The sequence below is a fragment of the Brachybacterium sp. J153 genome (assembly GCF_036311905.1).
GTDB lineage: Bacteria > Actinomycetota > Actinomycetes > Actinomycetales > Dermabacteraceae > Brachybacterium.
Genome location: NZ_JAZDCH010000002.1, coordinates 107,924 through 121,035, shown reverse-complemented (window position 1 = coordinate 121,035; position 13,112 = coordinate 107,924). Strand labels below are relative to the sequence as shown.

At 68.5% G+C, this 13,112-nt stretch carries 17 protein-coding genes; 10 read left to right on the top strand and 7 right to left on the bottom strand.

What is annotated here, in order from left to right; genetic code table 11:
- Window positions 1-393 precede the first annotated feature (393 nt).
- Window positions 394-807 carry a DUF302 domain-containing protein gene (locus V1258_RS01060; protein WP_329747961.1) on the bottom strand — a complete coding sequence of 138 codons (414 nt, stop codon included), beginning with the start codon at window positions 805-807 and terminating at the stop codon, window positions 394-396.
- Between the two features lie 55 nt (window positions 808-862).
- Window positions 863-1,120, bottom strand: a complete 258-nt coding sequence (locus V1258_RS01055) for a metal-sensitive transcriptional regulator (protein WP_329747960.1) — start codon at window positions 1,118-1,120, stop codon at window positions 863-865.
- A 160-nt stretch (window positions 1,121-1,280) separates the two neighbouring features.
- Between V1258_RS01055 and V1258_RS01050 the strand changes: the two genes are divergently transcribed.
- Genes V1258_RS01050 through V1258_RS01020 form a run of 7 tightly spaced genes read left to right on the top strand, consistent with a single transcriptional unit; the run spans window position 1,281 to window position 6,422 of the window.
- On the top strand, window positions 1,281-1,577 hold the full coding sequence (locus tag V1258_RS01050; RefSeq protein WP_329746944.1) for a rhodanese-like domain-containing protein: 297 nt from the start codon (window positions 1,281-1,283) through the stop codon (window positions 1,575-1,577).
- Between the two features lie 27 nt (window positions 1,578-1,604).
- Window positions 1,605-2,474, top strand: a complete 870-nt coding sequence (locus tag V1258_RS01045; protein ID WP_329747959.1) for a sulfite exporter TauE/SafE family protein — start codon at window positions 1,605-1,607, stop codon at window positions 2,472-2,474.
- Window positions 2,471-2,863 carry a thioredoxin family protein gene (locus V1258_RS01040; RefSeq protein ID WP_329747958.1) on the top strand — a complete coding sequence of 131 codons (393 nt, stop codon included), beginning with the start codon at window positions 2,471-2,473 and terminating at the stop codon, window positions 2,861-2,863. The genes V1258_RS01045 and V1258_RS01040 overlap by 4 nt, the downstream gene beginning before the upstream one ends.
- The gene (locus V1258_RS01035) at window positions 2,860-4,137 is read left to right on the top strand and encodes an MFS transporter (RefSeq protein WP_239206767.1); all 1,278 of its coding nucleotides are present in this window, start codon (window positions 2,860-2,862) and stop codon (window positions 4,135-4,137) included. The genes V1258_RS01040 and V1258_RS01035 overlap by 4 nt, the downstream gene beginning before the upstream one ends.
- A 53-nt stretch (window positions 4,138-4,190) precedes the next feature.
- The gene (locus V1258_RS01030; protein WP_329747957.1) at window positions 4,191-5,633 is read left to right on the top strand and encodes an MBL fold metallo-hydrolase; all 1,443 of its coding nucleotides are present in this window, start codon (window positions 4,191-4,193) and stop codon (window positions 5,631-5,633) included.
- The gene (locus tag V1258_RS01025) at window positions 5,630-6,226 is read left to right on the top strand and encodes a rhodanese-like domain-containing protein (RefSeq protein WP_329747956.1); all 597 of its coding nucleotides are present in this window, start codon (window positions 5,630-5,632) and stop codon (window positions 6,224-6,226) included. Before V1258_RS01030 ends, V1258_RS01025 begins: the two co-directional genes overlap by 4 nt.
- A 31-nt stretch (window positions 6,227-6,257) precedes the next feature.
- Window positions 6,258-6,422, top strand: a complete 165-nt coding sequence (locus tag V1258_RS01020) for a hypothetical protein (protein WP_329747955.1) — start codon at window positions 6,258-6,260, stop codon at window positions 6,420-6,422.
- A 243-nt stretch (window positions 6,423-6,665) separates the two neighbouring features.
- Here the strand turns inward: V1258_RS01020 and V1258_RS01015 are convergent, their stop codons facing one another.
- The 3 genes from V1258_RS01015 to arsB are packed head-to-tail and all read right to left on the bottom strand — an operon-like array spanning window position 6,666 to window position 9,605.
- Window positions 6,666-8,036, bottom strand: coding sequence for an FAD-dependent oxidoreductase (locus V1258_RS01015; RefSeq protein WP_329747954.1), 1,371 nt, complete (start codon window positions 8,034-8,036; stop codon window positions 6,666-6,668).
- Window positions 8,037-8,060: 24 nt separating this feature from the next.
- Entirely contained in the window at window positions 8,061-8,489 is a 429-nt protein-coding gene (locus tag V1258_RS01010) for an arsenate-mycothiol transferase ArsC (protein WP_329746950.1), read from the bottom strand.
- Window positions 8,490-8,513: 24 nt separating this feature from the next.
- Complete coding sequence (gene arsB / locus V1258_RS01005; RefSeq protein ID WP_329747953.1) at window positions 8,514-9,605, bottom strand: ACR3 family arsenite efflux transporter; 1,092 nt, start codon at window positions 9,603-9,605, stop codon at window positions 8,514-8,516.
- An 81-nt stretch (window positions 9,606-9,686) separates the two neighbouring features.
- On the opposite strand from arsB, the gene V1258_RS01000 reads away from it, so the two are divergent.
- The 3 genes from V1258_RS01000 to V1258_RS00990 are packed head-to-tail and all read left to right on the top strand — an operon-like array spanning window position 9,687 to window position 11,192.
- Window positions 9,687-10,049, top strand: coding sequence for an ArsR/SmtB family transcription factor (locus V1258_RS01000; RefSeq protein ID WP_329747952.1), 363 nt, complete (start codon window positions 9,687-9,689; stop codon window positions 10,047-10,049).
- A gap of 40 nt (window positions 10,050-10,089) precedes the next feature.
- The gene (locus V1258_RS00995) at window positions 10,090-10,527 is read left to right on the top strand and encodes an arsenate reductase ArsC (protein ID WP_329747951.1); all 438 of its coding nucleotides are present in this window, start codon (window positions 10,090-10,092) and stop codon (window positions 10,525-10,527) included.
- A gap of 2 nt (window positions 10,528-10,529) precedes the next feature.
- A complete protein-coding gene (locus V1258_RS00990; protein ID WP_329747950.1) occupies window positions 10,530-11,192 on the top strand; it encodes an arsenate reductase ArsC in 663 nt (220 codons plus the stop codon).
- Between the two features lie 533 nt (window positions 11,193-11,725).
- On the opposite strand, the gene V1258_RS00985 is transcribed toward V1258_RS00990, so the two are convergent.
- Both V1258_RS00985 and cmtR read right to left on the bottom strand, forming a co-directional pair.
- Entirely contained in the window at window positions 11,726-12,325 is a 600-nt protein-coding gene (locus V1258_RS00985) for a cadmium resistance transporter (protein WP_329747949.1), read from the bottom strand.
- On the bottom strand, window positions 12,322-12,681 hold the full coding sequence (gene cmtR / locus V1258_RS00980) for a Cd(II)/Pb(II)-sensing metalloregulatory transcriptional regulator CmtR (protein ID WP_329747948.1): 360 nt from the start codon (window positions 12,679-12,681) through the stop codon (window positions 12,322-12,324). The genes V1258_RS00985 and cmtR overlap by 4 nt, the downstream gene beginning before the upstream one ends.
- Window positions 12,682-13,112 lie beyond the last annotated feature (431 nt).

Below are 13,112 nucleotides of genomic sequence, written 5' to 3'. Positions count from 1 at the left end.
CTTGAGGTGACGCTTGAGAGCCGAAGCTCAGTGCAGGACTCGAAGGACCGGGCGCGCGTCGTCGCTCTGCACAACCAAGGCCTCGACCGGGGGTGCGGATCCGACACCTGAGGGGCGGGGGCGAACCACTGTTGCGGACTGCGGACGCGGTGATCGGATCTATCAACGCTGCTCACTAGGGCAATTCGGCGCACCTGGCGGCCTTGCGGAGCACGATCCTGCTCGAGCAGCGAACCCCTGAGTCTTTGACCCCTTGCGCAGGAGCAATCGAAAGACCCTAGATCCAGTCGTCCGGCTGGGGTCCTAAGGCCTTCTTCCGCACCCGTCGCAACGGGGGCGATCCCATCGTGGCCAGCGCTCACCGGACCGGCACGTCCGCTGAGCCGCTGAGCGTCAGTCAGTGCGCCGTAACGACGCCAGGGCTGCGCGTAGCCGCGTGTCGGCGTCGTCGGCCACCGCGCGGACGTGGTCGCTGTCGCTGAGCTGGACCATGACCTTCGGATCCATCGCCTCGACGATGCTGTGGCCGTCGTCGGCGCCGGCCCGGACGATCACGTTGCAGGGCAGGAGTGCGCCGAGCTGCGGCTCTGCGGCGAGAGCCCGGCGAGCAAGGCTGGGATTACAGGCGCCGAGGATGATGTAGTCGCCGATCTCCTCGGCCGCGTCGGCGTCGAGCTTCTTCTCGAACGTGGCCCGCATGTCGATTTCGGTGATGATCCCGAATCCCTGCTCGGACAGCGCTGCACGCACACTCTCGACGGCCTGCCCGTACGGCTGGTCGAGGGTGAGGTGATGGGTGTAGGTCATCGTCTTCTCCTTCGGGTCGTCGTGCCGGACCTCAATCATCTCGAGGCCCTGGGTCTCAGGCCAGGGTCAGGAACAGCTTCTCGAGCTCCTTGCGGTCCAGATCCTTGTCCGGGCTGGTCATGCACTGCTCCATCCCGCTGGCGATGATCGCGAAGCCGGTGCGGTCCAGCGCCTTGGAGACGGCTGAGAGCTGGGTGACGACGTCCTTGCAGTCACTCCCCTCCTCGATCATCCGGGTGACGGCGGCGAGCTGTCCCTGAGCGCGCTTAAGGCGATGGATGACGGGAGTCATGTCTGAAGGGTCGAGTTCCATGGCGTTCTCCTGACGAGCCGAGGCGTTGACACCACACTATACCCCCGGGGGTGTCTTGCATACCCCCCTGGGTATATGAGAGTGTGCGTGGCAGTGGCGATGGTTCGCCTGCCGCGACGGATCCTGTCGCTGGCTCTTCGATGCTCGAGAGGGAGTTGTCATGTCTGAGATCACTGTTGCCGAGGTAGACGTCCGTCGCGTGCGGGACCAGATCGTCGATGTCCGGGAGGACGAGGAGGTTGTCGAAGGGATGATCCCCGGGGCACTCCACATCCCGCTGGGTCAGCTGGCCTCGCGGACGGCAGAGCTGGACCGTGCGCGGCCCGTGGTCACGGTGTGCCGCAGCGGCAAGCGCAGCGCGCGCGCAGCGGAGGAGCTCACAGCGGCCGGTTTCCAGGCCGACACCATGAACGGCGGCATGATCGCCTGGCGAAACGCCGGCCTGCCGACCTCCTGACGCCCCACCTCGACAGAAAGGTCCTCCGTGACGTTCACCCTCGTTTTGACCCTGCTGCTGGCGGTCCTGATCGGCGTCTCGCTCGGACTGCTCGGCGGCGGCGGCTCCATCCTGACCGTACCGATCCTGACCTATGTGGCGGGACTCCCGCCCAAGGAAGCGATCGCCGCCTCGCTGTTCATCGTCGGGACCACCTCGGCAGTCAGCGCCATCAGCCACGCCCGCGCAGGCCGGGTGCGGTGGCGCACCGGGTTGATCTTCGGGGCAGCCGGGATGGTCGGCGCCTTCGGCGGCGGCATCCTCGGCGGCTACATCCCGGGCACCGTGCTGATGATCGCGTTCGCGCTGATGATGGTCGCGACGTCGATCGCGATGATCCGCGGCCGCAAGGGCGCCCGCGCAGAGGATCCCTCCGCACGCGAGCTGCCCACGGCGAAGATCGTGATCGAAGGACTCGCGGTCGGACTCGCCACCGGACTGGTCGGCGCGGGCGGAGGGTTCCTGGTGGTGCCCGCCCTGGCGCTGCTGGGAGGGCTGCCGATGCCTGTGGCCGTGGGCACCTCGCTGGTGGTGATCGCGATGAAGTCCTTCGCGGGGCTCGCCGGTTACCTCACCTCGGTCTCGCTGGACTGGGCCCTGGTGGGCGGGGTGACCCTGGCCGCGATCCTCGGCTCACTGCTCGGATCCCGCCTGGCCGGGCGGGTCCCCGAAAACGTCCTGCGGAAGGGCTTCGGCATCTTTGTCCTGGTGATGGGGGCCTTCGTCCTGGTCCAGGAGCTGCCGGGGATCGCCGGCACCATCGCCGGCGCGGTAGCGGCGCTGCTCGCCCTCGCGGCCGCCGGATGCTGGTTCCTGCTGCCGAGCTGCCCCCTACGCGCGACGCGGCGGCCCGCATGAGCGCCGCCGCTCCCCACGCACCCGGGCGCGTCCTCGCTCTGACGGAGACCACGTTCGGCTCCGCGATCCGTTCTCATGAGCTGGTCGTGGTGGACTTCTGGGCCTCCTGGTGCGCCCCGTGCCGACGCTTCTCCCCCATCTTCGCCGGCGTCGCCGCCGAGCACCCGGAGGTGCTGTTCGCCGCCGTCGACACCGAGTCGGAGCCCGGACTGGCGGCTGCCGCGAACATCCGGGCCCTGCCCACGCTGATGCTCTTCCGTGACGGGCTGCTGGTGCAGACCCACCAGGGCGGGCTCCGCGCCTCCCGCCTCACCAGGATGCTCGAGACAGTGCGCGCCCAGGACATGGGTTCCGTGGGCGCGCCGGCCCCGGAGGCTGATCAAGGATGACCCATCGCACCATCGCTGCTCCGCTCCGATGGGGGCTGCGGGAGAACCTTCCCCAGTTCCTGCTGCTCGTGGCAGTCAACGCCCTGGTCGGGGCGACCCTCGGGCAGGAGCGGACCGTGCTGCCGCTGCTGGCCACGGAGGAGTTCGGGCTGGACCACTACTCCGGGGCGCTGACGTACATCCTCGCCTTCGGCCTGGCCAAAGCCGGCGCGAACTACCTCGCCGGCACCCTCAGCGACCGCCACGGGCGCAAGCCCGTACTGGTCGCAGGATGGGTGCTCGCCCTGCCGGTCCCGGTTCTGCTGATCCTGGCCCCGACCTGGGGGTGGGTCGTGGCCGCGAACGTCCTGCTGGGTATTAGCCAGGGTCTGACCTGGTCCACCACCGTGGTGATGAAGATGGACCTGGTCGGCCCCCATCGTCGCGGCACCGCCATGGGCCTGAACGAGGCCGCCGGCTACCTGGGGGTCGCCGGGACCGCTATGGCCACCGGATACCTCGCCGAGGTCTATGGACTGCGGCCTGCACCGTTCCTGCTGGGCGCCGCCTTCATCGCCCTGGGCCTGGGACTGTCGGTTCTCCTGGTGCGCGAGACCCGCGATCACGCGCGCCACGAGCCTGGCGGCGCTGAGGCGCCCGATAGGAAGGGCCGCAGCGACCGGGAGGTCTTCGTGCTGACCAGCTTCCGAGATCGGTCACTGTCCTCGATCAGCCAGGCCGGCTTGGTCAACAATCTCAACGACGGCCTCGCCTGGGGGCTCTTCCCCGTCCTCTTCGCCACCGCGGGGCTGCCACTGGGGCAGGTCGGCGTGCTCGCCGCGGTCTATCCGGCCGCATGGGGCGCTGCGCAGCTGGTGACCGGGGCGCTGTCTGACCGGTGGGGCCGTAAAGGCCTCATCGTCGCCGGCATGCTCACCCAGGCACTGGCCCTTGCCCTGATCGCTGCCGGCTCGAGCTTCCCGTCATGGCTCGGGGCGATGGCGCTGCTGGGACTGGGCACCGCGATGGTCTACCCCACCCTGCTCGCCGGCATCGGCGATGTCGCCCATCCGTTGTGGCGGGCACGCGCGGTGGGCGTCTACCGGCTGTGGCGGGACGGCGGCTTCGCCATCGGCGCCCTGGTCGCCGGCATCACGGCCGATGCCCTCGGACTCGAGGCCGCGGTCATCATCGTGGCCGCTCTGACTGCCGCATCCGGAGTTCTCGTCGCGCTGCGCATGCGCCGCAACGACCACCTCCCGACCCCCTCGTTGCATACCCCCGGGGGTACCTGATACCCTCGGGGGTATAGATCGACTGTTATCGCCCACACCGCACAGGAGGAATCATGCTTCTCGAACGCATCTATGACGAGGACCTGTCCCAGGCCAGCTACTTCATCGGCTGCCAGTCCCAGAGCGTGGCACTGGTGGTGGATCCACGGCGCGACATCCAGGTCTACCTGGACCTCGCCGCCCACCACGGGATGACCATCACCGCCGTGACCGAGACCCACATCCATGCCGACTTCCTCTCCGGCACCCGCGAGCTGGCCGCCGCCACCGGCGCCACCGCATACGTCTCCGGCGAGGGCGGCGAGGACTGGACCTACGGCTTCGACGCCGAGCTGCTGCACGATCGCGACACGATCACCCTCGGCAACATCACCGTCACCGCGCGGCACACCCCGGGTCACACCCCGGAGCATCTGTCTTACCTGGTCACCGATGGTGCCTTCACCGACCAGCCCGGCTACTACCTCACCGGCGACTTCGTGTTCTCCGGCGACCTGGGCCGCCCGGACCTGCTGGACGAGGCCGCCGGCATGGAGGACACCCGCTTCAAGGGCGCCAAGCAGCTGTTCGCCTCGCTGAAGAGCGCCTTCCTCACCCTGCCCGACCATGTGCAGGTCTTCCCCGGCCACGGCGCTGGCTCGGCCTGCGGCAAGGCGCTGGGCGCTCTGCCCTCGACGACCGTCGGCTATGAGCGGAAGTTCGCCTGGTGGGCCACCTACCTCGAGCGCGACGACGAGCAGGGCTTCATCGACGAGCTGCTCGACGGCCAGCCCGACGCGCACGCCTACTTCGCCCGCATGAAGCGCCAGAACAAGCAAGGTCCCGCCATCCTCGGCCGCCGCCCCACGCCGGGAGTGGTCGGCGTCGAAGAGCTCACCCGCGGACTCAAGGACGGCACCTACGCCCTCATCGACACCCGTCCCGTGGACCAGGTCCACACCGGGACCGTGCCCGGCGCGCTCAGCATCCCCTCGCTCGGCAAGGCCGCCACCCACATCGCCTGGGCCTTCGACCCCGAGGCCGATGACGCCGAGCTCGTCGTCCTCGCCGAGGACGCCGAGACCGCCACCGAGTACGGCGATCACTTCGTGCGCGTCGGCGTGGACTCCCTGACCGGCTACGTCACCTCCCTCGACGGCCTGCCCACCACGGTCCCGGCGGTGGTCTCCCCCGGCGACCTGGAGGCGCTGCGCGCGGAGGACTCCACCGCCCTGCTGCTGGATGTGCGAAACCGCAGCGAGCACGCGGACGGGACCGTCCCCGGTGCCGAGCAGCTCTCCGCCGGGAAGGTGCTCTTCCACCAGGACGACCTGCCCGACCGTGAGGCGGGCCGGCTGATCACGTTCTGCCAGTCCGGACTGCGCAACTCCGTCGCCGCCGCGGCGCTGCGCCGCGCGGGCTACGACGTCGTCGAGCTCGACGGCAGCTACGCCGCCTGGTCCCGCTGGACCGCGCAGCAGCACGACCTCGCCACCACCGGAAAGGACGCCCGATGACCACCCCCCTGCGAAACGCCCCCCGCACCGTGGCGCCGACCGAACTCACCCGACGCCTCTCTGAGGATCCGGAGCTGATGATCGTCGACGTCCGCACCCCGGGCGAGTTCGACACCACCCACATCCGCGGCTCCTACAACGTGCCCCTGGACCTGCTCACCGAGCACACCGCCGACCTCGCCGAGCGTCTGCACGACCACGTCGTGCTGGTGTGCCAGTCAGGTGCCCGAGCGAGCAAGGCCTGCTCGGCTCTGCATGAGGCCGGCTTCGACGCGGTCGACGTGCTCGAGGGCGGCATCGCCGCCTACCAGGCAGCCGGCGGCACCGTGGTGCGACGCGGAACCCGCTGGGCGATGGACCGCCAGGTCCGCATGACGGCCGGCTCCCTCGTCCTGCTCGGCACCCTGGCCGGCCAGCTGATCCACCCCCGCCTGGGACTGCTCGCCGGCGCCATCGGCGCGGGCCTGACCTACTCCGCCCTCAGCGACTCCTGCGCCATGGCCTCGGTCCTCTCGAAGATGCCCTGGAACCGCGTCGCACCGGACCCCTCCCTCGCAGCCCTCTTCGAAAAGGCACCCTCGCAGGCCGCTTGAACCACCCCGCCATCACCGCTAGGAGAACCCCATGTGCAGAGCCACCACCTGCCGCACCTGCGGCAAGACCACCTGGGCCGGCTGCGGCCAGCACGTCGACCAGGTCATGAAGAACGTCCCCCGCCAGGACCGCTGCCCGGGCCACGCGAAGGAGGAATCCCGCGGAGGATTCTTCACGCGGCTCCTCGGTCGCTGATCCCACCAAGCGCTCGACCTCAAACCGGGGCCCTCCACGAGCACTGACGTGCCCGTGGAGGGCCCCTCTCGGAGCAGAGCGCGCCGCACAGCATGGCGCGTATCAAACTAGGGCACTCCAGCGGAACAGTTACTGAGCGGTCGTTTACGGTTCCCGATAGGGCCCAAAAGTGCACTTTTGCGACACATCTGTCGCACTAGGTATACCCCAGCGGGACGCCCATTGGCCGTCCCGCTGGGGCGGTCATCGACTGAGAGTGAGGGTGATTGGCTGGGGGCTGCTGCAGCAGGTGTCCTCGGCGGGCGCCGGTGCGCAGCAACTGTCGGTCGTGGCTGCGGGGGCGTCGCAGCTGCCGCCGAGGTCGGTGGTGCACACCCCGGTTTCGGGCAGCTCGAGGTGGACGGCGTCTGCGGCGGCGCGGTCGCCGGCCAGGGCGGCAGCGATGGAGCGGACCTGCTCGTAGCCGGTGGCCATGAGGAAGGTGGGGGCGCGTCCGTAGCTCTTCATACCGACGATGTAGAAGTTCTTCTCTGGGTGGGCGAGGACGCGTTCACCGTGGGGTTCGACGGAGCCGCAGGAGTGGAACTCGGGATCGATGAGCGGGCCCAGTTGGGCGGGGGCCTCGACCGCGGTGTCCAGGTTCAGGCGGAGCTCGGAGAGGGTGGCGAGGTCGGGTCGGAAGCCGGTGGCCGGGATCAGTGCATCGACAGTCACGGCGCGTTCACCGTCCGGGGTGTTCGCGTGGACGATCAGCGCGTTCTCCAGCGTGAACTTCGTGATCGTGAAGGACGTCTGGACCTCGATGCGCCCGGAGTCGACGAGGTGGCGCAGCCGGGTGCCGATGGCGCCGCGTGCAGCGAGTTCGTCCTGGTCGCCTCCTCCGTATACGCGGGAGGGGTCCGCGGCGCGGAGCGCCCAGGTGATCCGGGTGTCTGGGTTGTGCTCAGCGAGGTCGAGCAGGGAGTTGGCGGCCGAGTGGCCAGCGCCGACGACCATGACGTGCTGTCCGGCGAACTGGGCGCGGTCTCGTCCGAGCACGTCGGGCAGGGGCCGGGTGATGCGCCCGGCGGTGCGCGCCTCGTGTTCGCCGGCGGCGGGGAGGCCGGCCTGGCCGAGGGGGTTGGGCGTGGCCCAGGTGCCGGAGGCATCGATCACGGCGGAGGCGATGATGTCCTCGCTGACCCCGGTAGGCGTCTGGATGCGGACCAGGAACGGGGTCTCGTTGCGGCCAGCGGTGCGGGTCTTGTCCACGCCGACCCGGGAGACAGCGGTGACCCGCGCTCCGTACCGGATCGACTCGACGAGTCCGGGCAGCTGGGAGAGGGGTTCGAGGTACTGCTGGCGCAGTTCCTGACCGGTGGGCAGCGCCTCGCTGTCCGGCGCGGTCCAGCCGTTCGCCTCGAGCAGTCGCTGGGCGGCGGTATCGAGGTTGTACTGCCAGGGGGAGAAGAGGCGGGTGTGTCCCCAGTCGCTGATCGCCGCTGCCGCGGAGGGGCCGGCCTCCAGGACGAGGAAGGGCAGGCCTCGTTCGTGGAGGTGGGCGGCGGCGGCCAGCCCGATGGGGCCGGCGCCGATGATGACGATGGGCTGCACGGTGGTTGCGGTGGTGAGCATGGTGAGGCTCCTTCGCCCGAGGGGTCAGTTCGAGGATCGAGTGAGGTCGGCCAGGAGCTCGTGGACGCGGGCGTCGATGTCGTCGCGCACCAGTCGCATCCGCTCCATGCCTTCGATGCCACGCTTGGAGGGTTCGTCGGTGTGCCAGGTGGTGACCGGTGCGGTCATCCCCTCGACCGGCTCGATGACGGCCTCCTCGCCGAGGACGATGACCTGGTCGACGCTGCGCAGCAGCTCGGGCGTGACCGGCTGCGGGATGGCGGAGGACATGTCCGCACCGACCTCCGCGATCGCGTCGGCGGACTGCGCGTTGATCGTCGATCCCGGCTGGGTGCCGGCGGAGTAGACCTGGACGGCGTCGCCGGCGTGGTGGCGCATCAGCGCGGCGGCCATCTGGGATTTGCCGCCGTTCTTCACGCAAACGAACAGGACCGCGGGGGGCTTCGTACTCATCATCGGGTGCTCCTTGAGAGGGGGTCAGCGGGTGGGGACGGTGGCGTCTCCGGGGAAGAGCCGCCGCCCCAGCCACCGGGACACGTAGACCAGCGTGACCAGGACGGGTACCTCGATCAGGGGGCCGACGACACCGGCGAGGGCCTGTCCGGAGGTGACGCCGAAGGTGCCGATCGCGACCGCGATCGCGAGCTCGAAGTTGTTGCCCGAGGCGGTGAACGCGACGGTGGTGGACTTCGCGTAGTTCAGGCCGATCGCACGTCCGAGCAGGAACGAGCCGAGGAACATGACCACGAAGTAGACCAGCAGCGGCAGCGCGATCCGGGCCACGTCCAGCGGGTTGGTGGTGATCGCTTCGCCCTGCAGGGCGAACAGCAGCACGATGGTGAACAGCAGCCCGTACAGGGCCCACGGGCCGATCCTCGGCAGGAAGTGCTCCTCGTACCAGGTGCGTCCCTTGACCCGCTCCCCCACCACCCGGGTCAAGAACCCCGCGACCAGGGGGATGCCGAGGAAGATCAGCACGCTGAGGACGATCGCGCCGATCGAGAACTCGGCCGAGGTGGTCGGAAGGCCCAGCCAGGACGGCAGCGCCTGGAGGTAGAACCAGCCCAGGGCGCCGAAGGCGATCACCTGGAAGACGGAGTTGATCGCCACCAGCACCGCGGCGGCTTCCCGGTCGCCGCAGGCGAGGTCGTTCCAGATCAGCACCATCGCGATGCATCGCGCGAGCCCGACGATGATCAGTCCGGTGCGGTACTCCGGGAGGTCGGCCAGGAAGATCCAGGCCAGCGCGAACATCAGGGCCGGGCCGATCAGCCAGTTCAGCACCAGCGAGGAGATCAGCAGGCGCTTGTCGGCGCCGATGCGGCGGGTCTCGTCGTAGCGGACCTTCGCCAGGACCGGGTACATCATCACCAGCAGTCCGATCGCGATCGGCAGCGACACCGAGCCGATCTTCACGGCCTCCAGCGCGACATCGAGGCCCGGGATGAACCGCCCCAGCAGCAGACCGACCACCATCGCGGCGATGATCCACACCGGCAACCAGCGATCCAGGAAGGACATCTGTCTCATCACCCGTGGCTGCTCCACGTCCGTGACCGTTGTACTCATCAGCTCCCGACACCTTCCATCGACAAATATCGATGCGAACACTATGCTTCACATCGAAGGCTGTCAATGTAAGGTGAGGCCATGACCACGACCATCGAACTCGACGCTGCCACGGGGATGCCCGGCGACACCGAGGGGTGCTGCACGCTGTCTGCGGGGCCGCTCGAAAGCGCCGAGGCCGAGCGGATCGCGAGCCTGCTGAAGGCCCTGTCGGATCCCACGCGGCTGCGCCTGCTCTCGCACGTGGCGGCGCAGGGCTGCGAGTCGGTGTGCGCCTGCGACCTCACCGAACCGCTCGGCATCAGCCAGCCCACCATCAGCCATCACATGAAGAAACTCGTCGACGCGGGCCTGCTCACACGCGAGCAGCGGGGCCGCTGGGCCCACTACTCGCTCATCCCCGCCGCCTTCGCCGAGCTGCGCGCCTTCCTCGACCTCGCCTGACTCCGAATTCCCACCCATCCTCACCTCTTGGAGGCTCCCCATGACCACTCGCCCCAGTGTCCTGTTCGTCTGCGTCCACAACGCCGGCCGCTCCCAGATGGCCGCGGGCTGGCTGCGGGAGCTCGCCGGTGACCGCATCGAGGTCCGCTCGGCCGGCTCCACCCCCGCCGATTCCATCAACCCCGCCGCGGTGGCCGCGATGGAGGAGGTCGGTATCGACATCTCCGACCAGGCCCCGAAGATCCTCACCACCGAGTCCGTTCAGGCCTCCGATGTAGTGATCACCATGGGCTGCGGCGACGCCTGCCCCTACTACCCCGGCAAGCGCTACGAGGACTGGAAGCTTGACGACCCAGCGGGCAAGGGTGTCGACGAGGTCCGCCCGGTACGGGACGAGATCAAGGCGCGCATCGAGGAGCTCATCGCGAGCCTCCTTCCCCAGGGCGCACCGGCCGGCACCCCCGGGCGCGGTGACTGACCATGTCTCCCTCACGCGAGACTCCCGCGCTGCTCAGCGCCGACCACGTCCTGCACACCATCGCCGAGGATCTCGCGCAGCGCTTCACGGGGGTGTTCGCCCCGGAGACCGTTGAGCGCTACGTCTTCGAGTCCTACACGGCCCTGGCCCGCACCGCTCGGATCACCTCGCACCTGCCCTCGTTGACGGAGCGCTTCGCGCGGGACCGACTGACCGCCCTCGCGCAGGCCAAAGGCGCGGCCCCTCACGACGTGCCCGAGGTCCTCTTCGTCTGCGTCCACAACGCCGGCCGCTCCCAGATGGCCGCAGCCCTCCTGAACCGCCACGCCGCCGGCCGCGTACACGTCCGCTCCGCCGGCTCCGCACCCAGCGCCGACCTTCACCCGCGCGCCGTGGAGGCCATGCAGGAGATCGGCATCGACCTCCATGCCGCCTTCCCCAAGCCCCTCACCGACGACGTCGTCCGCGCAGCCGACGTGGTCATCACCATGGGCTGCGGCGACGCCTGCCCGCTCTACCCCGGTAAACGCTACGAAGACTGGGACCTCCAAGACCCCGCTGACACCACCCTCGAGCAAGCCCGCCGGATCCGCGACGACATCGACACCCGCGTCCGCCATCTCCTCGACGAGATCCTCACGCACAAGACCCCAACCACCCCGTAAGCACACCCTCGGAGCACGTCCCACTAGAGGGAGACCGACCGCGACAGTTACGCAGCAGTCTTTTACGGTTGCCGATAGGGTTCATCAGGGCCGTTTTGCGACAGATCTGCGCCACTGGGTATACCTCAGCCGGACAGTTCAAGCAGACGCATCGTGCGGTCGCGGATAGGGCGTGGATCTGATCGGTAGATGGCGGCTCTCTGTACTCGCTTAGTGGCGGTCGCGGTGCCGAATGGTTGCCCTTGCGTCAGGGCAGCCCAGGGCAGGGCTGCGAGTCGCCCGCAGCTCGAGCCACGATCCGCGCTGTGCCGTAAACGGTCGGTTATTGCACGCGCCACCGCGTGTCATAACCACGACCTATAGCCATCCGCATCAGGATTGCGCCAGGACCGCTCTTTATGGCACGGAAAGCTCCCGTAGACCGCATCGATAACGAACAGGGCATTGCCGCCGCCGCTGCCCGCTCCCGCCGGACGGTCATCCCGCCCGCGCGCCCATCACCCCTCCACGACGGCCGCGCGGGGGTGAATTCCTCAGAGTCCGAATGCCCCGCCGCTGATGAGGATGAAGATGCCCAGGCCGATCAACACGATCGGGAACAGCACGTGCTCCCAGCGCTCCAGGGCTTCGGCGATCGGCCGACGGGTCGCGACGAACTTGGCCACCAGCACCAGGGCTGCCACCAAGACGAGGAACACCACGCAATACGCCACCACGGCCGCGGGGCTGACACTGAGGAAGACCGGAACGTAGACACCGATGTTGTCCCCGCCGTTGGCGAAGGTGACTCCCGCGACGGTCAAGATCGTCACGTTCTTACCTTCGATCTTGGCGTCGTCGTCATCGTCATCGTCGCCGCGCCAGGCGTTCCACGCTGCCCACATTCCTAGGCCCAGCGGGATGAGACCGAAGTACGGGATGGCCTGCTGGGGAAGGAAGGCTCCTGCCCCCACTGTCACCAGGACCGCGGCGCCCAGAATCGCGGCGAAGCCGAGGTACTGGCCAACCAGGATCCGGAGCGTGGTGCCACGTTGCCCTCTGCCGCGGGCGAAGAAAAGCGAGAGCACGATGATGTCGTCGATGTTGGTTGCGATGAACAGGCCGATCGCCTGCAGGATCGAAGTGAGCATCACGCCTGCCCCTCCGCACTGCAGCATCCCGGGACAGAGCAGGCGGGATCGACGCACGGCGCGCTCTCATCCACCGCCAAAGTCACTTCGATGAGCGCGGTCATCGCCCGCGCGAGATGGGGATCGGCGAGCTCGTAACGCATCTGGCGACCCTCGGGCTCAGCGACGACGATGCCGCAGTCCCGTAGGCACGTCAGATGGTTCGACACATTCGACCGCGTCAGCCCCAGATCAGAGGCCAGCTCCGCTGGATACGCAGGCCGCTCCAGCAAGGTCATCAGGATTCGGGACCGCGTCGGATCGGACATTGCCCGACCGAGGCGGTTCATCACGTCTAAACGAGAAGCAATAATCAGCACAAGCTGTACAGTACAGCAGACGCTGTATCGAGGCGGCGCCGGGTATGCGGAGGAGACTCAGATCACTGACGAGCTGGGCCCGGTTGTTCTCCTGGGTGTGGATGTGAACGGCAGATGGCGGCTTTCTGTGCTCGCTCATTGGCGGTCGCCGTGCCGAAAGGCTGTCCTCGCGTCAGGGCAGCCCAGGGCGGGACTACGAGTAGCCCGCCGCTCGGGCCGTGATCTGGGCTGTGCCGTAAACGGTCGGTAGTAGCACACAGCCGGCGACCGGCCGCGAGCGACGATCGCCGCAGGTCGGCCTGAGTCATAACGGCGCGCCATAATGTTCTGTGCCAGAAGTCCTCTGACTCACGGCATTAAGACACACGGGAAGGCGCGAGCCGATGACGCGCTACGGGTACGCCAGGGTCTCCACCGACTAACAGAACCTT